The following is a 24,408-nucleotide window of genomic DNA, read 5'->3' as shown; positions in this document are numbered from 1 at the left end:
AAATACCTTCCTTCAGCAAAGGAGGAAGGTATTCTTTTCTTTCAGGGCAACCCAACCCGTCAATCAGATCACATGAGGAAATACACCATATTGATTGCTGCCGTGGCAGCATTCGGGGGCTTATTGTTTGGATTTGACACTGCTGTGATTGCTGGCACCCTACCATCGCTCAGGGCCTTCTTTCGCCTGGATGACACTACCATAGGATTGGTGGTGGCTGCTGCCGCCATTGGTTCCATACCGGGAGCATTACTATCCGGCAGGTTGTCTGACCGGTATGGACGTAAAAAGATCATGCTGCTCACTGCCATCTTGTTTATCATAGCCGGGGCAGGTAGTGGAATCGCCACTTCCATCACAGAGCTGGTCATTTATAGGGTAATAGGCGGTATGGCCATCGGTTTGGCTTCCGCACTGGCGCCGGTGTATATCTCCGAAGTGTCGACACCTGCTTATCGCGGGCGGTTGGGTATGTTGCAACAACTGGCTATCGTGGTGGGTATTTTATGCTCTTTTATTTCCAATTATCTCATTGGGGTGCCTCACTGGCATTTAATGTTGGGGGCAGCAGTCATACCCGCTGTCGTATTCTTTTTATTACTGATGCTGGTGCCGGAGAGTCCCCGCTGGTTACTCATGCAACACAGGGTAGAAGAAGCAAAAGCAATAATGACAAGATTGTATGATACGTATGAAATACCAACTACGTCCCAAAGGCCAGCTACTACCCTAAAAGAAGTATTCGCATCCCGTTACAGGAAAGTAGTCATCATCGGAATCGTCTTTGCTTCCATCGCGCATCTCACAGGTATCAATATCATCTTCTATTATGCACCCCTCATTTTTGAAAAGACAAAAATGGGTGGCACTGAACTATTCCAAACCATGCTCACAGGCATTGCAAATCTGATCTTCACCATCATGGCCTTTTGGCTGATAGATAGGGTGGGGCGGAAGAAGCTGCTGCTGGCAGGTTCCATCTTTATGAGTGCCTGTATGCTGGTAGTGGCATGGTTGTTCTATACAAATCACCTGGGTAATTATTTTGTACTGATAGCAGTTTTTTTGTACATCGGAGGTTTCGCCTGTACCTGGGGGGCGGTCCTGTGGGTGTACATCGCCGAAATGTTTCCCGACAGCATACGGGGCAGCGCCACGGCAGTGGCCGCATTTGGCAACTGGACGATGAATGCTGTCATCTCCTTTACCTTTCCGGTATTACTGGCTAAACTGGGGCCAGCCCCTACATTCCTGCTCTATGCCCTGTTCAATGCAGGCATGGTATGGTTTGTAAGCAGGTATATATTTGAAACAAAAGGAGTACCGTTGGAAAAGGTCGAGGAATTGTACCATACCATATAAAAACGGGAAAATGAATTATACGAATGAAGACATCAGCCAACTACAGGAGTTCTATTACCAACAGTTAACCCAGGATACCGTTCCCTTTTGGTTTCCACGTTCTTTTGACAAAGAGTATGGTGGGTTTTTGCTGATGCGCGATCATGACGGCGCATTATTAGACGATGATAAGGCTGTATGGATACAGGGGCGAGCAACCTGGTTGCTGTCTACCTTATATAATACAGTGACGCCGAAAGCTGAATGGCTGGAAGGCGCAAAACTGGGTTATGATTTCCTGAAAAAGCATTGTTTTGATGCAGATGGAAGAATGTTCTTCCACGTAACCAGGGATGGCAAACCTATTCGTAAGCGTCGCTATTTCTTTTCTGAAACTTTCGCAGCCATTGCCTTTGCCGCCTATGCAAAGGCAACCAGCGATGAGCAGATCGCTGCCGAAGCCAGGGAGGTTTTTGGGAAATGTATTCAGTATGCCAGCACGCCGGGCTTATTACCCCCAAAATTTACCCCGCTCAGGGGCATGAAAGCAGCAGGTGTACCTATAATAATGATCAATACTGCCCAGATGATCAGGGAGACGATCGGGGATCCCCGCTGCGATGAATGGATAGATAAGTGGATAAATGAACTGGAAAGGGATTTTGTAAAGCATGATATCCGGTGTGTGATGGAGCAGGTAACTCAAAAAGGGGAGATCTCCAATCATTTTGATGGCCGACTGCTGAATCCGGGCCATGCCATAGAAGGAGGATGGTTTATACTCCACGAGGCTATTTACAGAAACCATGACAAACGCTTGTTAAAATTAGGATTGTCAATGATCGATTACATGTGGGAGCGGGGATGGGATCCGGAACAGGGAGGATTGTACAGTTTCCGGGATGTATACAATAAGCCGGTACAGGAGTATTGGCACGATATGAAGTTCTGGTGGCCGCACAACGAAGCGATTATAGCCACCTTACTGGCCTGGACCCTGACCGGGGATGAAAAGTATGCCAGCTGGCACAAACAGGTACATGAATACGCTTACGCTCATTTTCATGACAAAGAACATGGGGAGTGGTTCGGGTACCTGCACAAAGATGGCAGTAAATCTGTCTCACTGAAAGGGAACCTGTTCAAAGGCCCTTTTCACCTGCCCAGGCAGGAATGGTATTGTTATCAACTACTCAGGGCATTGCCCTGAGTAGTTGTATAATTTTCCATCCTCACACCAATTATTCCATCCCCCCAAATGTCAATTATTCCATACAATAGTACTATTCTACATTTTTTATTATCCAGTGCCACTCTAACTTAGCCTTACTGATACAATAGCACATTTTCTGACTGTAATAAAAGCGCGGGGGATAAAAATTCCAGACTTTCTAAATTCCAATATCGACCAAAATGTAGCATTCTACAAAATGCCCTGAAATATAGTTCGTTATGAAAATACTGTTCCGAAGATCCCTGGTCTTTGGTGTGGGATTCCTTTTGCTCGCCATCGCCGCGTGCAGAAAAAAGGAGTTCGATGCCTACTATGGACGTCCCGATTGGTTGGCACAACCAATATACCAGCAACTTGAAGCCCGTAAAAACTTCACCCATCTCCTGGCTACTATCGACAAAGCAGGATACAAAGACATTCTTGGCAAAGCCGGTTACTGGACCTTCTTTGCCCCTAATGACTCTGCTTTCGAAAACTATTTCAGGGCCAACGGTCTCAGTGGCGATGATGCTATCGACTCTGCCCATGCCCGAAGAATAGTCGCCTACGAACTGGTATATAATGCTTATAGAAAAGAACAACTGGTAGACTACCAAACAAGTGCCGGACCAGATACCAACCAGGCCTTCAAACGCAAAACTGCTTATTACGACTGGGTATATTCCGAAAATGGCCGCCTGCTCATTGCCGCTAACAGAAATGGTTTTTATGCTGCTAATGACAATAATAATAAGAACATCCCTTACTTCATAGATGGATTCCTGTCGCAAAACGGACTCAGTGCGGCTGATTATAATTACTTCTATCCCGGTGCTACCTTTAGCGGTTTCAATGTAGCAGATGCAAAAGTACTGGAAGCAGATATCCCTGCCGAAAATGGCATTATCCACACTATTGATAAGGTCATCACTCCGCTGGATAACCTGGAAAGGTACCTCGCCTCCAATCCCAACTATAGCGAGTTTCGTAGCCTGCTGGAAAAACTCGTTACCTACCAGTCCAATGCAGACATCACGCATCGCAACACGGTGCTGAGCGGCAATGCAGATTCTGTTTTCGTAAAAGTATATAGTGCTGCATTGGCTTTCTCACCCAATAATGAGAACTATCTGGCCTCCGGCACAGATGCGCAAAAGTCAGGCTGGACACTTGTTGTACCCACCAATGATGTACTCATTCCTTACGAAAAAACCATCCTGGAACACTACAATACTTTCGAAGCAGCACCACCTTCTGTACTCACAAACCTGCTGAATGCACACATGTGGCAAACGGCGGTATGGCCAAATAAAATGAGCCATACCACGAACAGTCAGCAGGAAGTGCCCACCTTCACGCAGGCAAACATCATAGACAAAAAGGTATTAAGCAACGGCTTCTTCTATGGTATTAATACCGTGCAGGATGCCAACGTATTCAGAACCATTTATGCCAAAGCTTTCCTGGATCCAGACTATTCACTCATGACCCGTGCACTGGATGCTGACTTAAAATACTCCATCATCAATCCCAGTATAAAATATACCATGTTCATGATGCCGGACGCACAGCTGCGCGCTGCCGGATATGACTGGAGCTCCGAAAGAAATGACTGGTCTTACCTCGCTCCCGGCAGCAGTATTCAATATGGTTCCGGGGCCATGGACAGGGTATACCGCATATTACAAACCTCCATACTTACCACTAATCATGGAGAGATGGACGACCTCTCTGGCGAAGGTATTATAGAAGCATGGAATGGTGAATACATCAAGTACAAAAACAACACTGTATGGGCCAGTGGCAATGCAGATGCAGGTACCGTATTGCACATCAATAATGTTGCTACAGCTGTCAATGGGCAGGTGCTTTACACAGATGGGCTGCTCACTTTCACTGAACATACAATCGGTTACCACCTGGAAAATCTCGCTGCTAATGATCCTAATGGCTTCAACAGCTTCTTCCAGTATCTGAAGAACTCTACGCTGTGGACCGCCTCCACCAAAGATATCGTCGGCACAGTGCCCGGCACCAATTATACCATTTTTGTACCTGTGAACAGCGCCATCACACAAGCAGTGCAGGATGGTGTATTGCCTGGTGATAAAACGACCGGCACACCTAATTATACACCCACTACAGATGCGGATAAAGATAAGGTGGTGCAGTTCATCAACTTTCACATCCTGAACCGCAACACAGTAGTACCTGATGGTAAAAAAGAAGGCGCCTTTGAAACATTGATGAAGACCAGCGACGGTGATCTCTCTTTTATATTTATCAACAGTCAGCAACCAAACAGTATGGAGCTCAGAGATGCATTCAATGATATTGCATACCTGGATTACACGCGTAGCAACAACCTCTCTGCCCGTACCGTTATCCACGCCATTACCCACTACCTCAGAGGAAAATAAAAAACTGTTATGAACAAACTGCTGTTTATCATCTGTCTTTTATACAGCGCTGCACTGTTTGCCCGCCAGGAACAGTTACCACAAAAGAAAACCATCCGTGGTCGGGTAACAGATGCCACTACCCGCATGCCTGTGATCGGGGCTTCGGTCGTAGAACTGGACAAGGATAAGCGTACCGTAACCGGTGTAGCCACCGATATAGATGGCAATTTCGCCATTCGTGTGGCAGACCTGCAGCACCAGCTCTCCGTATCTTTTATCAGCTATAAGACCATTGTACAGGGCATCAATGGCCGTAATACCATCAATGTACAGCTCCAGCCCAATACCCGTGATCTGAACGAATTTAATGTGGTGGCGCGGCAAACGGTGAACAATGGTACTGGTTTGAATATCGATGCGCGCAACTCCACACTGGCTACCGCTACTATTCAGGCAAAGGAACTGGAAGAACTCTCTGCTGCCTCTATCGATCAGGCCTTGCAGGGTCGATTGCCCGGTGTGGATATTGGCACCACTTCCGGCGACCCCGGTGCCGGAATGTCTATCCGCATTCGTGGTACAGCTTCTATCAATGGTTCTGCCAATCCCCTGATAGTGCTGGACGGCATGCCCTATGATACCGAAGTACCTTCTGATTTTAACTTTGGTAGTGCAGATGAACAGGGGTATGCACAATTGCTCAACATAGCCCCTTCCGATATCAAAGAAATTACCGTACTGAAAGATGCTGCTGCCACTGCTGTATGGGGCTCCCGCGCTGCAAATGGCGTATTGATCATTACTACCAAAAGGGGAATGATAGGCAAGCCTGCTATCACCTATAATTTTAAAGGTACTTTTGGCAAGCAACCACGCAATATTCCCCTGCTGAATGGAGATCAGTACTCTACCCTCATACCCGAAGAAATTGCGAACACCAACGGTCTGCCGCTGAATATCAATGTGAATAAAGAATTCCTGTACGACCCATCTGATCCGTACTGGTATTATAATTATAGCAACAATACGGATTGGGTAAAAGCAATCACCCGCGTTGGTTATTCACAGGATCATAATGTGTCTATGACAGGCGGTGGTGAAAAAGCCCGCTACTATGCATCCATTGGTTATTTCGATCAGAAAGGCACCACAAAAGGTACAGCATTGACCAGGATCACTTCCAAGATCAACCTGGACTACAACGTATCTAACCGTATCCGTTTCCGCTCAGACATTACCTACACACATGTGGATAACCACCTGAATTATGTGCCTGACAAAAACTACCAGGTACGCGGTATCGCTTATACCAAGATGCCGAATATGGCCATCTATGAATATGATGAATATGGCAACGTAACACCAAATTACCTGTCGCCAGCCTCCAACATACAAGGCTACTATTACACCACCTACAACCCTGTAGCAATGGTCATGGAAAGCCTTTACAGGCAACAGGGAGAACGTATCACACCTAAGTTCAACATCCAGTACGATATCGTTCCGTCTGTACTCACTTCCACCTTCGATGTACAATTCGATATCAACAATACCAAGGCGCAGACTTTCCTGCCACAGGTAGCTACCGGCCGTCCTGTTACTGAAACCGTGGTGAACAGGGCCGGGAATAGTGATGGGGATATATTCGATGTATACACAAAAACAAACTTCATTTATACACCTAAAAGCAATACACAGAAACACCAGCTGCAGGCACTGTTATCCCTGCAAACAGAAGACCGGAGTTATGTAACGCACAATGTGCTTACTTCCAATACGGCTTCTTCCAATTTCCAGGATCCTTCTAATCCCAGCCGTACGGCAAACGCTGACCTTGACCTTGAATCCACCTCTGGCAGAACAAGGAGTGTGGGATTACTCTTACAGGGGCAGTATGGATTACTGGACCGGTACATCATCAATGCAGGTGTAAGAGGTGATGGTAATTCCCGTTTCGGTCCCGATTACCGCTATGGTTTATTCCCCTCTGTATCCGTTCGCTGGCGTGCATCAGGTGAGAAATTTATGCGGAAGTACAAGTTCATAGACGACCTCAGTTTCAGGGCCTCCTATGGCCAGAGTGGCGCCGCGCCTCCTGACAAAGCAGTATGGAATTACTTCAATACCTATCAGCCTTATTCATACACCTATTTAGGCATGTCTGGTGTATATCCTTCCAATATGGAACTGACCAGCCTGAAATGGCAAACGGTTGTAGGTACAAACCTGGGTTTTAACCTGTGGGTACTAAAAAACAGGATCCGTATCGATGTGGAAGCCTACCGCAACCGCACGAAAGATATGTTCTACGAAGACCTGCAGATCCCTACCTACTCAGGTTTTTCAGAGGTAGCTATGAACGTGGGCACCATGGATAACCAGGGCTGGGAAGTATTGTTAAATACCATTCCTTACCGCAGTAAGAACTGGACGATCGGCTTCGATCTGAACATTGCCCGCAATATGAATATCGTGCGCAAAATATCTGAATTCTTCCCAAGAGAAAATAACGTAGCCATCAACCAGAATGGGGTGTACAAAACTTACCTGCAAATAGGGAATCCATTCGGCTCCTACTATGGCTTCCGCTACAAAGGTGTGTACAAAGATAAAGATGCGACCATTGTAAGAGATGCCAGTGGAAAAAAGATTGATGGCGCCAATGGACAGACGCTCTATATGCGTTTCAACTATCCCGGCACTGACTACGTATTCCAACCTGGCGATGCGATGTATGAAGACATTAACCACGATGGCAATATCGACAATAAAGACATTGTATACCTCGGCAATGGTATTCCTAAAGTAACCGGTGGTTTTGGTCCGAACATCACCTTCAGGGGTAACCTGAAACTCACTGCCTACTTCGTTTACAGGGTGGGCTACCAGCTGGTAAACAGGGCCGATATGATCACCAGCAATATGTATGGCTACGACAACCAAAGTACCGTAGTCCTGAAGCGATGGCGCAACCCGGGCGATGAAACCAATATACCCAGGGCACTCTACAGGTCAGGCTACAACTGGTTAGGTTCAGACAGGTATGTACAGGATGCGTCTTTCATCAGGTTGCAATCCCTGACCCTTCGTTACAACTTCACAAAAAAAGTGCTGGACAAACTGAATATCCGCAATGCGAGTTGCTACTTCACTGTAGAAAACCTCGCTACCTGGACAAAGTACAAGGGACAAAACCCGGATGTGTCCATGAAGGGAGACAATGATCCTTTCGCTTACCCGGTGGACAATGCACTCACACCACCTGCTAAAAATTTCCTGATGGGTATCAGTGCAAGTTTTTAAAAATACTATTATGAAGAAATATATCCTGATAATCGCCTTGTTGCTCACCTCATCCTGCAGTAAATGGCTGGATGTAAAACCACAGGATGGCATTATCCGCGACAACTACTGGCAAAATAAGGAACAGCTGAAAGCCGCTGTAATAGGCTGTTATTCCTCTTTGCTCAATAACTGGCTGGTGTCTGAACTCTTTGTATGGGGAGAACTGCGGGCCGATATGGTCAGCAGTACACTCAATACTGCTGTAGATGAAGTTAACATCATGCAGGCAAATATACTGGCTACGAATAGCTACACCAGCTGGGCATCTGTATACAGCACCATCAATTATTGCAATACAGTCATCGACTATGCAGCAAAGGTGATGGAGACAGACAAGACCCTCACGCAGGAAGCACTCAATGGTTATCTTGCCGAGGCGCATGGTCTGAGAGCGTTGATGTACTTCTACCTGTTGCGCACCTTTGGTGAAGTGCCTTTACAGCTCAAAGCCACTGATAGCGACAATAGCCTGGATCAGCTGGCAAAAAGTACACAGGACCAGGTGTATGCCCAGATACTCGAAGACCTCACCTTTGCAGAAAGCCACGCCCTTGAAACCTATGGCAGTACGGCACAAGACAAAGGCCGCCTCACCCGGTATGGTATCTATGCACTGGAAGCGGACGTATACCTGTGGAATGAAAAATATGAAAACTGTATCGCTGCCTGTGACAAAGTAATCAACTCCGGCCGCTACGGATTGATGGATGGCAGTGTACAATCCCAATGGTTCAACAATGTATTTTATATAGGCAACTCTGCCGAGAGCATTTTCGAATTCCAGTTTGATCAGCAGCAACTGAATCCTTTCTATTCCATGTTCATTGTGTCTACCAACCGTTTCATCGGCTCCTCAAGGGTAATGGACGAAGTGTATGGCATAGACCTCACAGATGCTACTAAAAAAGACATCCGTGGGGATGGTGGCAGCATCAGGGCTACAGACCAGATGATCTGGAAGTTTGCCGGTGCCACAGGTGGTACTACCCTCACTGCCAGAACATCCGCAGATTCCTGGGCTCACTGGTTTGTATATCGCTATTCCGACATCCTCCTGCTCAAAGCAGAGGCCCTGGCATGGGTACAAAGAGGGCAGGAGGCACTGGACCTGGTTACCACCATCCGTACCCGGGCAGGTGCGATAGAAGGTACTTCAGAATCACCTGATCCCGGTTCCGCAATAGATGTATCCAATTATATACTGAACGAAAGAGCCCGCGAATTTGCCTTCGAAGGCAAGCGCTGGTTCGATATACTGCGCCATGCAAAACGCAATAACTATGCACATCCCGAAATCATTTTGGATATGGTTGCCATGACAGCTCCCGGCAATATGCAACAGTCGATTATCAATAAATACAAAGATGTACGTAGCCATTATTTACCCATCAACCAGTATGAGTTACAAGCTGACAAAAAACTGGTACAAAATCCGTACTATCAATGAAAGCATTCTATCTTCTCTTAATACTGTTTTTGGCTGGTTGTAAGAAAGCGCCCATTGTATCACAAACCTCCGATGAAGTAACCATCGTCGGTTACCTGGAAGAATTTCCTGACCAGTATTCGGAGTTCCTGAAGATCCTCCACATCACCGGTGATGCAGGGTTCCTGAACGTGTATGGGGCTTACACCATTTTTGTTCCTGACAACGAAGCCGTAGCACTGTTCCTGAAGAGTTCCGGGCATGCTACCTTGGAATCAATGGATGTGCAAAAGCTAAAAGACATTGTGAAGTTTTGTATCATACAGGATACCATCAACACTACCAGCTTTTCTGACGGCAAGTTGTCAAAGCTGACCATGTATGGGCAATACCTGATCACAGGCGCAGCCAATACTGACGGAGAAACTAAAATCACCGTCAACAGGCAGGCGAATATTCTAAAAGCCAATATCCGCGTAAGCAATGGAATCATTCATGCGGTAGACAATGTGTTGACTCCGGCCACAGAAACACTGGCAGGCATGCTGGCCAATAATCCGAAGTACAGCATCTTCACCCAGGCACTCAGGGAAACAGGTTTATATGATACCCTGAATATTCCAGCCGGTAGCAATACAGATAGCGCCCGAACCTGGCTGACGGTGCTCGCAGAATCTGACTCTGCCATCAATGCTGCGGGCTTTAGTACCTATGCAGCTCTCAAAGCCCGTTATTCACATACCGGCGATCCTACCCAGCTGGAAGACAGCCTGCACTTATATGTTGACTACCACATTCTGTACGGCGTAAAATACCTTGCAGACATTGTTACTGCTACCTCGCATACCACGCTGGCTCCCCTGGAGGTAGTCACCTCTAAACTCTCCGGACAGCATGTACTGATCAATGACGACGATTTCAATGGGGTGCACGAAACCGGTGTAGAACTGGAAAGAAGCACATCTGACAACTCTGCGACCAATGGTGTATTGCACAATGCATTGGGCCACTTTGCTGTCAAGATCAGGAACCCGGTACCCGTTTACTGGGATGTAGCCGACTTCCCTGAAATACGTAACCTGCCAGCTTATTTCCGCAAGCAGAACTATGTGTATTCCCTCACGAATATGCCGGCAGATTTCATTGTTCCCGGTCCTTCAGCCATGACTTACACAGTGGGCAGCACCTATGTAAATGGTGATTACCTGATGATACCATTAGGGGGACCCGGTCGTAGTGCTTATATAGATATGAAGACACCATTGTTAGTAAAAGGAAAATATAAGGTATGGATCTGTTATCGCGTGCAAAAACAATCCAATAGCTCCAATAACCTGAACCAGGTTTCCATAGACGGCGAAGTGATGCAGCGTACTATGAACTTCACCACTGCCATGCCGGCTTCTACTGAAGGCGAAATGGAAGCACAGGGCTGGAAGTGGTATACAGATCCTGTATCGAACAACTGGGGCTCACGGCTGGTAGGCACCATCGAAATCAAAACTACAGAACGCCATACCCTCCGGTTCACGACCCTGCAGGGAACACAGAATAACAACAACCTGGACATGATCCACTTTATCCCGCAGGATATGGATCAGCTCTATCCACGTTTCAAAGCTGATGGTACACAGGTACCAAGGCCATGACTTTCAAATTTTGAATGATGATACGATACCTGATCATAATAGGTTTATTGCTGGGCATATCCTGCCGGAAGGAGAAGTGGAATGACCGGAATAAACTCACTACATCACAAAATCTGTTGCAGACAATACAGGCCAGTAATGACCTGAGCCAGTTCTATACCTACCTGGTCAGAACGGGCTATGATAAAGTACTGGCATCTTCCAAAACCTTTACGGTATGGGCGCCTGTCAATAGTGCATGGGCAGCAGTAGATCCTGCTTTACTAAATGATACGGCACAATTACGCTTACTCATCGCAAATCATATCAGTACCCTGTCTTATACAGGTACTGCCGATGAGCAGCGGATAGCTACCCTGAATGGAAAAAAGATCGCATTTACAGCTTCCGCAGTAGAAGGTATCAAAGTAAATGACGGGGGGCAATTTACATCCAATGGTGTACTGCAGGTAATTGATGGGGCCATCATTCCTAAGCAGAATGCCTGGGAATACCTGAATAGTACCAGCTATCAGCAAAAGACCTTTTTGCAGTCACTCGCATACATTGGTATCGACACGGCTACTGCGGAACAGATTGGTGTAAACCCTACTACAGGTGCACCTATCTATAAGCCCGGCACCGGCGAAGTAGAGTTGAATCACTTCCTGGAAAGAGTGAATATCAACAGCGAAGATTCCCTGCTAACATATGTGATCTTAGCAGACGATGTCTACGCCGGCGAGCAGCAAAGGTTAACCAAATACTTTACTGATAGTACAGCAGAGCTCACGGATACCACTACCCAATGGAATGTGGTCAAAGATCTTGTATTCAACGGTGTATACGACAAAGATCATTTGCCCGATACGCTTTACAGCATTCGCGACAGCGTACACTTCCACATCAATGCCAGTGACATTATCAGCTCACAAAAAGTGAGCAATGGCATTGTGTATATAGTCAATCATATCGACTATGATCTGTCTACCAAAATCAAACCTGTTATCATACAAGGAGAATACTACAGTGGGGTAAAAGATGCCACGAAGACCATTGCCATCCGTACCCGTGTCAATTCCGTTACCGGCCTTATATTCAGAGACGTGTACATGTACAATTACGGATTGGCTTCCTACTGGTTGAATTACAAGGCACGGCTCAATTCAGTAGCATACCACGTGTATTGGGTTGCTGTCAACGATGTGCAAACCGGTACATTTCCTATGCGGGTTGCTTTTGACGATCCTGCTGTCACTACCATTCCATATACGACAGTGCCGCTCCTCAATTACAATGAGCAATACGTGGGGGATTATACCAATATCCGCTATGGTGTGCATAATGTATACCTCGTGGGCAATTCGGTCACATCCAATGGTAACAATACGATTCTGCTGGATTATATCAAACTGGTACCTATTCTGAACTGATCATCTCAATCTATTATGAAGGCATTTATTTACATAGCGCTGGCGGTTCTATTGGGGGTGCATGCAAGAGCGCAGGATACTGTAATGGTAACGGGGCTGATCAGAGAAGCGGCTACCGGTGCGGCATTATCTGGTATCAATATCAGCGTGCCCCGATTCTCTGCCGCCATCACCAACGAGAAAGGAGAGTTCCGCATCAAAGCGCCTGACTATCGCACTTCCATCACGGTATCCGGCCCCGGTTATCAAACAAAGATCATTACCCTGAATGGAAGACATACAGTCATCGCAAGTCTGCACGAAGAAACATTCAATTCTATTTGCGACCGCAAGCAAACTACCGATCCCATTACCACTTTAAATACCACCGATAGCTGGCAGCAGATCACCACTTCTCCTGAAAACTATTTACAGGGCAAAGTGCCCGGCTTACAGGTTCTCAGGCGTAGTGGTACACCCGGTATGGGCGCTGATTTGTTCATGCGGGGATATACTTCTCTATATGCCACCAACAGGCCGCTGGTAGTTGTAGATGGCATGATCTACGATACCAACGAATATGGTGGATCATTGATTAACGGGTATGTGAATAACCCACTGGCAGATATCGATATTAAAGATATAGACAACATCACTGTTATGAGAGATGGTACCAGTACTTACGGTACCAAGGGTGCCAATGGGGTTGTCCTTATCACCACCTCACATGCAAAGGAAGTAGCTACCCGTATCGATTTTGGCGTGATGGGAGGATTTAATACACCACCTGCACAGCTGCCTGTAATGGAGGCTGACGATTACCGTTTATACCTCTCTGACCTGTTACAAAGTAGTGGTAAAACCCCTGCTGAAATAGCCGCATTACCCTACATGAATGATAATCCTAACGCTGACTATTATCGCTATCACAACAATACCAACTGGCAGAAAGAAGTTTCCAACCAAAGCTTCAATCAGCAGTATTTTCTGAAGGTAGCCGGTGGTGATGATATTGCAACTTATGGCTTGTCTCTGGGATATCTTAAACAAAGTGGTACCATTCGCCGTACAGATCTTAGCCGCTATCAAACCCGTTTTAATGCAGACCTGAACCTGTCTGCAAGACTGAAGGCAGCTATCAATCTCGCTTTCACCAGCAATACCCAGAAAGATAAAGATCAGGGTATTTCGCCTAAGACAAACCCATTATACCTGGGTCTCATCAAAGCGCCCTTTCTGGCCCGCCAGGCCATCAGTGATGAAGGCATAGCTTCGCCCAGCCTGGCTGATTATGATATTTTTGGTGTCTCCAATCCTGTAGCCATCATCGACAAGATGCAGGATATTAACAAAAGCTACCGCTTCTTTGGTAGTATCCGTTTTAATTACCTTGTTACAAAAAATATCAGCATCAATACCCTCACAGGTGTCACTTTTGATAAAGTGAGAGAAAATTTCTTCATCCCCGAAGCGGGTGTAAAACCTGATACCCTATCCAATGCGGTTGCTTACAACCGCTCAGGGAGCAATGTAGAAAGGTATTACAGCCTGTACAATGATACCCGTATCACTTACGATAAACAATTCACCAGAGACCATCATCTCAATACAAGTATAGGTCTGCGCTATAGTAGTAATAACAGTGAATCTGATTACGGTTTAGGCTACAATTCCGCCACAGATGAATTTGTCAGCGTAGGCATGGGGCAAAACCAACTGAGAAAGGTAAGTGGTACCATTGGTAAATGGAACTGGCTGAATACCTGGTTCAATGCAGATTACAGCTTCAGAGATAAATATTTCCTGACCTTCAACCTGGCTGTAGACGGTTCTTCCCGGTACACCTATACCCGCAATCAATATGCAGTGATGCCCGGGCTATCAGCTGCCTGGCTCATTGTCTCAGACCAGCATAATATCGATGCGCTTAAACTCAGGGCAGGTATCAGCAGAACAGGCAATGATGATATCGGCAATTATACTTCCCGGCAATATTACATTTCTCAAAACCTCTTAGGCTTACAGGGAATAGTGCGTGCAAACATTGCCAACCCTTACCTGAAATGGGAAACGGTGACAAAGTACAATGCTGGCCTGGATGGTGCTTTTTACAATGAAAGACTGAGCTTTAGCCTGGATGTGTTCCGGCACCGTACTACAGATATGCTGACCATAGAACCTGTAGCTGCCGCTACTGGATTTGATCACGTAATTACCAACAATAGCGCAATGGAAACACATGGAGTGGAATTATCATTGTTTGGCCGTGTGGTAGATCATATGCTCAAATGGGATGTAGGGCTGACTTTGTCCACCTATAAAAATAAAATTACCAAAATACCCGGCAATCAATTGCTCACTACCTATGCAGATGCGACCATACTTACAGCCGTAGGGCATGCCGCCAATCTCTTTTACGGCTATAAAACCAACGGCATCTACAAAACCAATGAAGAAGCGAATAAAGCAGGCATGGGTGCACAGGGGGGAGATATCCGCTTTGTAGATACCAACGGCGATCACAAGATCGATGAGAATGACAGGCAGATTATCGGTGACCCTAATCCCGACTTCACCGGTGCCTTCACAAACCATATTAACTGGCGGCGATGGACATTGGATGCCATCTTCACATTCAGCCATGGCAACGATATTTACAACTACACCCGTGCAAACCTGGAATCTATGAGTAATTACAACAACCAGACCTTAGCAGTGCGCAACCGCTGGAAACAGGATGGACAGGAAACTAACATTCCCCGTGCTGCATGGGGTGATCCAAATGGCAATGCACGATTCTCTGATCGCTGGATTGAAAAAGGAGATTACCTCCGCCTGCAACAACTGAGCCTCTGTTATGAACTGACATTCAGGCGTTGCGCCATGAAATATGTACGCATCTCTGCTACCGCCAATAACCTGTTTACCCTGACGAACTACCTGGGCTTTGATCCTGAGTTCAGCAATGGCAATAGTGTCTTTACCCGGGGAATTGACGAAGGTCTCTTTCCTCAATACAGAACTGTACAATTAGGTATCAGGATGGGCTTATAAAACTAACAAGAACATGAAACGATTACTATATACCGGACTGCTTTGCTGTAGCATACTATGCGGGTGCAAAAAGCTGTTTGACATCAAACCTGAAGAAGCATTGGACCATTCACAGGTATACCAGAATGTGAATGATGCAGATGCTGCCGTGATCGGTATTTATGGAAAAGTGATGGGGCTTGCGGGCAGGTACATGATCCTCAATGAACTGAGAGGCGATCTTGTAGATGTTACCACCTCCACAACAGATAAGTACCTGCAGGAGCTCAATATCCATGAAGTCAGTGCAGATAATACCTACGCCGATCCCCGTCCATTCTACGAAGTGATCATGAACTGCAACGATGCGCTGAAAAACTTCGATGCCATGCTGCGGGACAAGCGGATGAACAATGACGATTATATACTGCGCTACTCTGCTGTAGGTGCAATACGTACCTGGTTGTATTTGCAATTGGGTATTCACTATGGCGAAATTCCATACATCACTGATCCGTTGGAAACCATCGATGCTATTAAAGACGTTTCCAAATTTCCCCGTGTCACATTCAATGAATTGCTGGGTAAACTCATCACCTTTACCGAAGGCTTGCCTTACAAGTATCCCTTTCCGGCCGGTACCTCATTGCTCATCACCACAGATGGTTATTCCACAGAAAAGTTCTTTATCAACATCAAATGTCTGCTGGGTGAGTTGTATCTCTGGAATGGTAATTATACACAGGCAGCCACTAACTACCGGGTCATGATGAACTATGCAGATATTTTGTATCCGGCTATGAACAGTGAACAATGGTATGAGGTGTATAGAGTAGGTTACACAGCTAACCTGAGTGGTGCCTTATGGAGCAACATTTTCGGCCAACCCTACGGCGAGCGTTATTCCAATTATGAAATCATCTGGAACCTGCCATTCGATAAGAACTTCGCACCTGCCAATCCTTTTATAGAACTCTGTGACAATATCAGTGGTAGTTACCAGGTACGTCCTTCCGACCTGGCTATCGCCAACTGGAATAAGCAATTCAGGAGTGACAATACACCTATAGACCTGCGCGGTCCGAACATCTCTTATAAGTATTCGGGTACACAACCGGTCATCAAAAAATACACTTATAACTATACTTCTTCGTTACCTTTCGAAACTTCCAGCAAATGGATACTGTTCCGTGCCGCAGCCCTGCACCTGCATTACGCAGAAGCCGCCAACCGCGACAATCGTGATAAGATTGCCTATGCACTGCTGAATACCGGTATCAAAAACACCTACGATCCTGTGTACATGGCTACAGGTGTATCAGGAGGAGAGGGTCGCAATGTGACCGATATAGAACAAACAAAAGATGTACCTCCTTACGACTTTGATGCCCGCGATGGTAACTACCCGCAGTTTCGCAATACCTGGTACCGGAATATAGGCGTACGGGGCAGGGTAGGATTGAAGTCGGTAAAAGTAGACTCCACCGGTGTATTTGACATGAGTGATCCGCTGCTCACTGATAAACCGGTGATAGACAGGCCGACATTGATGAACAGGATGGAAGATTTGTTAATAGACGAAGATGGATTGGAACTGGCCTTTGAAGGCTATCGCTGGCCAGACCTGTTGCGTGTAGCACTTCGCCGGCAAACCACTGATCCTGCCTGGCTGGCCAATAAAATCGCAGCTAAATTTGTAGCTGCCAACGATAGCCGGGCAGAGGCTGTGAGATCAAGATTAATGAACAAAGCAAACTGGTACTTACCTTTTAAATGGTAGATGATGATGCACCTTTTATTTCTTTTATTATTCCCACCTGCAGAAAAACTGGATCGTGGCCTCATTGCTATTCCGCAGTCACCTACCCAGACCTTCCTTAGCTGGCGCCTGTTGAATACAGATCCATCTGCAGTCACTTTCAATATCTACAGGCAAACTGATGGTAAGCTGCAAAAACTATCTTCCCAGTCTGTCACCAACTATGTGGATAACCACGCCGATATTCATCATGCCCAGACATACCAGGTCAGGTCTGTCATTGATGGAAAGGAAACCAGTACGGCTACTTACACCATTCCTGCAGATGCACCCATTCAACAATACCTGACTATTCCACTCAAAACACCACCCGGTTACACACCCAACGATGCCTCGGCTGCGGACCTGGATGGTGATGGTCAATACGAAATCATCCTCCATCAAACCGGCCGGGCCAAAGACAATTCCCAATCCGGCATTACCGATCCACCCATCTTTCAGGCGTATAAACTGGATGGTACCTTCCTCTGGCAAATCAACCTGGGCCGTAATATCCGCGAGGGCGCCCATTATACCCAGTTCATGGTCTATGACCTGGATGGCGATGGTATCGCGGAATTTGCCTGCAAAACCGCCGATGGCACCATCGATGGCAAAGGCAAAGTAATAGGCGACAGCACCAAAGACTACAGGGACCTGGACCCAACATCCAAATCCTTTGGTAGAATTCTGACTGGTCCTGAATACTTCACCATCTTCAGTGGCAAAACCGGCGAAGCGCTTGCCACAACTAATTATATTCCTCCTCGTGGCGATATCGGTGGCTGGGGTGGTTATGGTGGCAATGGGGGTACAGATCACTATGGCAACCGGGCAGACCGCTTCCTTGCCTGTGTAGCTTACCTCGATGGCAGGCACCCCAGCGTAGTTATGTGCAGGGGCTACTATGGCCGTATTGTACTCGCTGCCTGGGATTTCCAGAATGGCAAACTCACTTCCCGCTGGGTATTCGATACCAAAGATGGGCGTAGTCCTTACTCAGGCATGGGCAATCACAACCTGAGCGTAGCTGATGTGGATAACGATGGCAAAGACGAAATTATCTATGGTTCCATGTGCGTAGACGATGATGGCAAAGGGCTCTATACCACCGGTCTGCGTCATGGCGATGCCCTGCATGTGGGCGACCTGGATCCCGATCGTCCGGGTTTGGAGGTCTTCGGCATTCACGAACTGGAAAATGGCGCCAAAGGCACTGGGGCTGCTATGTACGATGCCCGCACCGGCGAAATCCTGTTCAGGGGTTCCATCGATCAGGATGTAGGGCGTGGTGTGGCTGAAAATATTGATAGCAGCCGCAAAGGCGCCCAGTTATGGTGGTCTGGCTCCAAAGGGCTTTATGATACTAAAGGAAACCGCATAGGCGATGCACCCCGCTCTGCAAACTTCCTCATCTGGTGGGATGGAGACCTGAGCCGTGAGCTCCTCGATGGCAACCATATCGATAAGTATGGCAGGGGCACCATTTTTACCGCAGAAGGTTGTGTAGCTAACAACGGAACAAAGGCAACACCTACCTTAACCGCCGATCTTTTTGGCGATTGGAGAGAGGAATTAGTCATGAGAACGTCAGATAATCAATCGCTGCGAATTTATACCACGACCATTCCTACCACCCACAGAATCATTACTTTAATGCAGGATCACCAGTACAGGATGAGCATCATCTGGCAGAATGTAGGCTATAACCAGCCACCTCATACAGGGTTTTATCTTGGAAAGTTTTAATTTTGCACTGCAATAGAATGTGCAATGAATTTTTATACTAGAAAATGGGTAAAACCGGAGGATTTAAATGCTCACGGTTCCTTGTTCGGCGGTAGTTTATTAGCCTGGATCGATGAAGAGGCCGCCATTTATGCCATCATCCAGTTAGGTACCAATCGTTGTGTGACTAAGTACATGTCCGAGATTAATTTCATCAGCTCCGCCAAGCAGGGGGATATCCTGGAATTAGGTATCAAGGCTACTCACTTTGGTCATACCTCTCTGACCCTTACCTGCGAAGCCCGCAATAAAATTACCAAGAAGAGCATCCTCACCATCGACAAGATGGTATTTGTAAGTGTGGATGAAAATGGTAAACCATGGCCACATGGTAAGACAGAGATTACCTATACCGACGAGCGCCTGCGCGAATAATTTACAATTGGTAGCATCATCCTACTCTAAAGCAGCGCATACTAAACGCTGAAAATACTTCTTCATAAGTATACTTAATCTCCTCATGCTTATCTGCCATTGCAATTGCATACAGCATGGGAATATAATGATCTGTGGTAGGTACTGCTTTCAGGGCAATCCTGCCCAGGTTATTGTAATAAAACAAACTACCGAAATCCCGCTCATCAATGCGCGCCTTCACCCATTCATCGAACTCAATCGCCCATGAATAGGGTTTCCCGTTAGAAAATGCACCTTTGAAAAATCCCTTTTCCAGGTTATGCACAATATTGCCACTGCCAATGATCAGCACCCCTTTTTCCCGTAGTGGTTTCAGGTACTGCGCCAGTTTCCAGTGGTAATCCAGTCGCTGTGCCATAGGGATACTCAGTTCCATGACCGGCACATCCATCTCCGGTGCCATGTGCCGTAACACTGCAAATGCACCGTGATCCATATCTGTACTTTCATCCACCGTCACCTGCGGCACTTTGTCTTTAAAGGCAGTAGCGCCATACACGTTGTAATAAGGGCAATTGAAATGTCCGGGTACTTTCAGGTAAGATTCTTCGGCGGTGAGGTAGTGGGCAGATATCACCATGATAGCTGTGGGCTTGCGGGGCAGATCCCTCCCCATTTTAGCGAGGGCCTGCGTAAAAGGGTTATCCCGGAAAGCATTTTCCGGGTCGCCATGTCCTACAAAAAACACAGGCATTTTCTCCGTTGGCTGGAAGATGCCTGGCAGGTTCAGCGCCTTTTCTATCTGTGAAGAGTAAGGCAAAAATGGCAGCAGTGCTGCCATTTTGATAAATGATTTCCGATGCACTGTTCTATTATACTTTCGTCTGTTTGAGTTTTACCGGATGCTCGCTCTTTGCACGCATTTTCAGATTTAATATTTCGATAAATACGGAGAACGCCATCGCAAAGTAAATATACCCCTTTGGAATGTGCTGATCAAATGCTTCTGCCAATAAAGACACCCCGATGAGTAACAGGAATGACAGCGCCAGCATTTTTACAGTAGGATGTTTGTTCACAAATTTGCTGATCCCTTCTGATGCCAGTAGCATAATGCCCACTGCAATGACTACGGCCGCAATCATGATTTCAATATGATCTGCCATGCCCACAGCGGTAATCACAGAATCCAGGGAAAAGACAATATCCAGCAGTAAAATCTGGATGAGCACCTGGGTAAAGCCGGCTAGTTTTGGCGTGGCGGTGGCATGCTCGCCGCCTTCCAGTTTCTCATGAATTTCGGAGGTGCTTTTGTAAATCAAAAAGAGACCACCAATCAGCAGAATCAGGTCCCTGCCGGAGATCTCTGCCATCTCCAGCCATTTGGGATTTTGAATGCCAATCCAGGTACCCGGGTTGAAGAGCGGGGCTGTCAGTGACATGATCCAGCTGATAGACATCAATAAGCCAATCCTGATAAACATGGCCAGGGTCATACCCAGCCTCCGGGCTTTTTTTTGCTGGGCTTCCGGTAGTTTGCCGGCAAGGATAGAAACAAATACAATGTTGTCTATACCCAAAACAATTTCGAGTACACTCAGGGTTAACAGGCTGATAAGAGAATCAACTGTAAATAGATTTTCCATGACAAAGGTTTAATTTAGTTCGCAGGGGCAAGATAGGCCAGATTTCTCAATTGGCCGTCCGCAGGATATCCCCCCTCACAAAAAATCACTTCACTGCACCCGGAGCTCCGGCAAAAAGAATTATTTTAGTATTGTAACCCGCTGTTAACATATGAGTATAAAAGTAATCGCGTTCGATGCAGATGATACGCTCTGGATCAATGAGCCCTATTTCCGTGAAACAGAGAACGAGTTCTGCCAACTAATGGAAGCCTACCTACCCCAGCATACCGTTGCAAGGGAACTGCTGCACACAGAAATTAAAAACCTCACCCTGTATGGCTATGGTATTAAAGGATTCATGCTTTCTATGATTGAGACAGCCCTCGCTGTCAGCAATAATACTATCGACATCACGGCTGTTGACAAGATTATTGCTTATGGCAAGGCGTTATTAGCCCGCCCTATTGTAGTACTGGCAGGGGTGGAAGAGGTATTGCAATCACTGAAGGGGGATTATAAACTGGTAGTAGCTACCAAGGGTGACCTGCTGGACCAGGAGCGGAAACTTAAAAATTCCGGCCTGGATCATTACTTCCATCATGTGGAAGTAATGTCCGAAAAGCAGCCGAAGGATTATAAGAAGTTATTGAAACACCTGGACATCCAGCCGGAACAATTCCTGATGATAGGCAATAGCCTGAAGTCGGATGTGCTGCCGGTGCTGGATTTGGGAGGTCATGCTATTCATATTCCTTTTCACACTACCTGGGCGCATGAACATGTAGATGTGCACATCGATAGTCCGAACTTCAGGCAGGTAGAGCAGATTCTGGATGTATTGCCGTTGTTTATTGCACCGCCGAGCGAGATTTCCTGATAGCAGCTACAGTGCCCCCACCCCCCTCCGAAAAAGTCACTTTCGCCGAAGGCGAAAGTGACTTTTTCGGTTATTTTTTCTACCTTACCCCCTCACGTTATTATTGTACTCAAGTCTCAACAAATGAAAATCAATTTGCTTGCAGGTTGTGGCCTTGCCGTATTATCATTGCTACCGGCAGCAGGTCACTCCGCTCCACCACAGGCTTCCTATCAGTCCCCCGTCTACACTACCTTACCATTAGGTAGCATCAAACCTGCCGGTTGGCTCCGGCACCAGCTCCTCATCATGCGGGACGGCTCCACAGGTCACCTGGACGAATACTATGCTAAACTAAAAAACGACAACGGCTGGCTCGGCGGCAAAGGCGACGGCTGGGAAGAAACACCTTACTGGCTGGACGGCGCACTGCCGCTCGCTTACCTGCTCGACGACAAAGCCCTGAAAGAAAAGGTACTCCGCTACGTGAACTGGACTTTAGACCACCAGCGCCCCAGCGGCTACTTCGGCCCCCTCACCGGTGCTGAAAGAGAAAAGCACACCAGTGTGGCGGTTGCCAACGCCACTGATGGCGATGACTGGTGGCCCAAAATGATCATGCTCAAAGTATTGCAGCAATACTACTCCGCCACCGGCGATCAGCGTGTCATCACCTTCATGACCAAATACTTTCAGTACCAGCTCAAAGCCCTCGACATTGCCCCCATTGGCAAATGGACAGACTGGGCAGCTTCCAGGGGGGCAGACAATGTAATGATGGCTCAATGGCTCTACAGCATCACCAAAGATCCCTCCCTCTTACAGCTGGCAGACAAAATCGAACAGCAGTCCTTTCCCTGGACCCGCTGGATGGGTGGCCATGAATGGGTGATCAGCACTACCACTTACGCACATATGGGCAACTGGATGAACCGCCATGGGGTGAACGTTGCCATGGCCCTGAAATCGCCCGCTGTCAACTACCAGCGTACCGGCGATCCAAAAGACTTGCAGGCATTACATACCGGCTGGCATGACCTCATGACCGTTCATGGTCTGCCCATGGGCATCTTCAGCGGCGATGAAGACCTGAATGGCAATGAACCCACCCAGGGCATTGAACTCTGCGCCATCGTGGAAGCGATGTACTCCCTGGAAAATATCATCTCCATCACCGGCGATGTGCATTACATGGATGCACTGGAAAAAATGGCCTTCAATGCCCTGCCCACACAAACAACCGATGACTATAACAATAGGCAATACTTCCAGGTAGCCAACCAGGTACAGATCAGCAAAGGCGTTTTCGATTTCTCCCTACCCTTCAGCAGGGAAATGTGTAACGTGCTGGGGGCCAGAAGCGGCTACCCCTGCTGCCTCGCGAATATGCACCAGGGCTGGACAAAATTCACCTCTCAACTCTGGTACAGCACACCCGGCAATGGCATAGCTGCCCTGTCTTATGCTCCCAATGACCTGACCACCAAAGTTGGCAAAGAGCAAACAGCAGTAACTATTCACGAAGCCACTACCTATCCTTTCAATGATGAAATCAGCTTCACAATATCATTGAAAAAAGCAGCCAGCTTCCCCTTACAGTTACGTATACCTGCCTGGTGCAAAGAGGCCACCATTCTCCTGAATGGACAGCCGCTGCGCAAAGACACCGGCAACCAGGTCATCACCATCAACCGTACCTGGCAAAACAACGACAAGCTGGTATTGCAACTGCCGATGGATATCACCACTACTGTATGGGGCAGGCATTCCCGTGCCATAGAAAGAGGGCCACTGGTATATGCGCTGAAGCTGAATGAAAGATGGGAGAAAGCTACTGACGAAGTAGAAGGTGAATATTTCAGCGTCTATCCTACAGATAAGTGGAACTATGCGCTGATCAGGGATAATGTGGAAAAGCCTTCCGCTCACTTTAAGGCCGCTGTGGTAAAACAGGTAGATGACCAGTTTGTATGGAACCTGGCACATGCCCCTGTCACCATCACGGTACCGGCTAAATCAATCCCCTCCTGGAAAGAACTGAATGGTGTGGCTTATCAGCCGCCTACGGACAGGGAAGGAATTTATAAAGGAAAAGTAGACAACACAATACAGGAAATCACCCTCGTGCCCTATGGTTGTACCAAAGTGCGCATCGTAGCTTTCCCTGTAGTACCATAAATC

15 protein-coding genes are annotated in these 24,408 nt (G+C 47.0%); 13 read left to right on the top strand and 2 right to left on the bottom strand.

The genetic code is table 11. From position 1 onward, the window contains the following. Window positions 1-72 precede the first annotated feature (72 nt). From ABDW16_RS19300 to ABDW16_RS19250, 11 genes are all read left to right on the top strand, one after another. Window positions 73-1,362: a sugar porter family MFS transporter gene (locus tag ABDW16_RS19300; RefSeq protein ID WP_343671999.1), complete on the top strand. Its 1,290-nt coding sequence runs from the start codon at window positions 73-75 to the stop codon at window positions 1,360-1,362. 10 nt (window positions 1,363-1,372) lie between these two features. Beyond that, the gene (locus ABDW16_RS19295) at window positions 1,373-2,551 is read left to right on the top strand and encodes an AGE family epimerase/isomerase (RefSeq protein WP_343671998.1); all 1,179 of its coding nucleotides are present in this window, start codon (window positions 1,373-1,375) and stop codon (window positions 2,549-2,551) included. A gap of 242 nt (window positions 2,552-2,793) precedes the next feature. Beyond that, window positions 2,794-4,974 carry a fasciclin domain-containing protein gene (locus ABDW16_RS19290; RefSeq protein WP_343671996.1) on the top strand — a complete coding sequence of 727 codons (2,181 nt, stop codon included), beginning with the start codon at window positions 2,794-2,796 and terminating at the stop codon, window positions 4,972-4,974. A gap of 9 nt (window positions 4,975-4,983) precedes the next feature. Then, window positions 4,984-8,259 (top strand): SusC/RagA family TonB-linked outer membrane protein, encoded by a 3,276-nt coding sequence (locus ABDW16_RS19285; protein WP_343671994.1) that lies wholly within the window; start codon window positions 4,984-4,986, stop codon window positions 8,257-8,259. Between the two features lie 10 nt (window positions 8,260-8,269). Further along, on the top strand, window positions 8,270-9,748 hold the full coding sequence (locus ABDW16_RS19280) for a RagB/SusD family nutrient uptake outer membrane protein (protein ID WP_343671993.1): 1,479 nt from the start codon (window positions 8,270-8,272) through the stop codon (window positions 9,746-9,748). Then, window positions 9,745-11,376, top strand: coding sequence for a fasciclin domain-containing protein (locus ABDW16_RS19275; RefSeq protein WP_343671992.1), 1,632 nt, complete (start codon window positions 9,745-9,747; stop codon window positions 11,374-11,376). Before ABDW16_RS19280 ends, ABDW16_RS19275 begins: the two co-directional genes overlap by 4 nt. A 14-nt stretch (window positions 11,377-11,390) precedes the next feature. Continuing rightward, window positions 11,391-12,788, top strand: a complete 1,398-nt coding sequence (locus ABDW16_RS19270) for a fasciclin domain-containing protein (protein WP_343671991.1) — start codon at window positions 11,391-11,393, stop codon at window positions 12,786-12,788. Between the two features lie 15 nt (window positions 12,789-12,803). Further along, on the top strand, window positions 12,804-15,821 hold the full coding sequence (locus ABDW16_RS19265) for a SusC/RagA family TonB-linked outer membrane protein (protein WP_343671989.1): 3,018 nt from the start codon (window positions 12,804-12,806) through the stop codon (window positions 15,819-15,821). 13 nt (window positions 15,822-15,834) lie between these two features. Beyond that, window positions 15,835-17,580 (top strand): RagB/SusD family nutrient uptake outer membrane protein, encoded by a 1,746-nt coding sequence (locus tag ABDW16_RS19260; protein ID WP_343671988.1) that lies wholly within the window; start codon window positions 15,835-15,837, stop codon window positions 17,578-17,580. Then, window positions 17,581-19,347 (top strand): rhamnogalacturonan lyase, encoded by a 1,767-nt coding sequence (locus ABDW16_RS19255; RefSeq protein WP_343671986.1) that lies wholly within the window; start codon window positions 17,581-17,583, stop codon window positions 19,345-19,347. Between the two features lie 24 nt (window positions 19,348-19,371). Beyond that, entirely contained in the window at window positions 19,372-19,761 is a 390-nt protein-coding gene (locus ABDW16_RS19250; RefSeq protein ID WP_343671985.1) for an acyl-CoA thioesterase, read from the top strand. Window positions 19,762-19,777: 16 nt separating this feature from the next. Here the strand turns inward: ABDW16_RS19250 and ABDW16_RS19245 are convergent, their stop codons facing one another. Then, the gene (locus tag ABDW16_RS19245; protein WP_343671983.1) at window positions 19,778-20,584 is read right to left on the bottom strand and encodes a class III extradiol ring-cleavage dioxygenase; all 807 of its coding nucleotides are present in this window, start codon (window positions 20,582-20,584) and stop codon (window positions 19,778-19,780) included. Between the two features lie 31 nt (window positions 20,585-20,615). Then, on the bottom strand, window positions 20,616-21,389 hold the full coding sequence (locus tag ABDW16_RS19240) for a TerC family protein (RefSeq protein WP_343671981.1): 774 nt from the start codon (window positions 21,387-21,389) through the stop codon (window positions 20,616-20,618). Window positions 21,390-21,540: 151 nt separating this feature from the next. Between ABDW16_RS19240 and ABDW16_RS19235 the strand changes: the two genes are divergently transcribed. Both ABDW16_RS19235 and ABDW16_RS19230 read left to right on the top strand, forming a co-directional pair. Next, entirely contained in the window at window positions 21,541-22,248 is a 708-nt protein-coding gene (locus ABDW16_RS19235) for an HAD family hydrolase (protein ID WP_343671979.1), read from the top strand. A 123-nt stretch (window positions 22,249-22,371) separates the two neighbouring features. Beyond that, the gene (locus ABDW16_RS19230) at window positions 22,372-24,405 is read left to right on the top strand and encodes a beta-L-arabinofuranosidase domain-containing protein (protein ID WP_343671978.1); all 2,034 of its coding nucleotides are present in this window, start codon (window positions 22,372-22,374) and stop codon (window positions 24,403-24,405) included. The last annotated feature ends 3 nt before the right edge of the window (window positions 24,406-24,408 follow it).

The sequence above is a fragment of the Chitinophaga sp. genome (assembly GCF_039596135.1).
GTDB lineage: Bacteria > Bacteroidota > Bacteroidia > Chitinophagales > Chitinophagaceae > Chitinophaga.
Note: the sequence above shows the minus strand (reverse complement) of the source record. Positions and strands in the feature narration are given on the sequence as shown.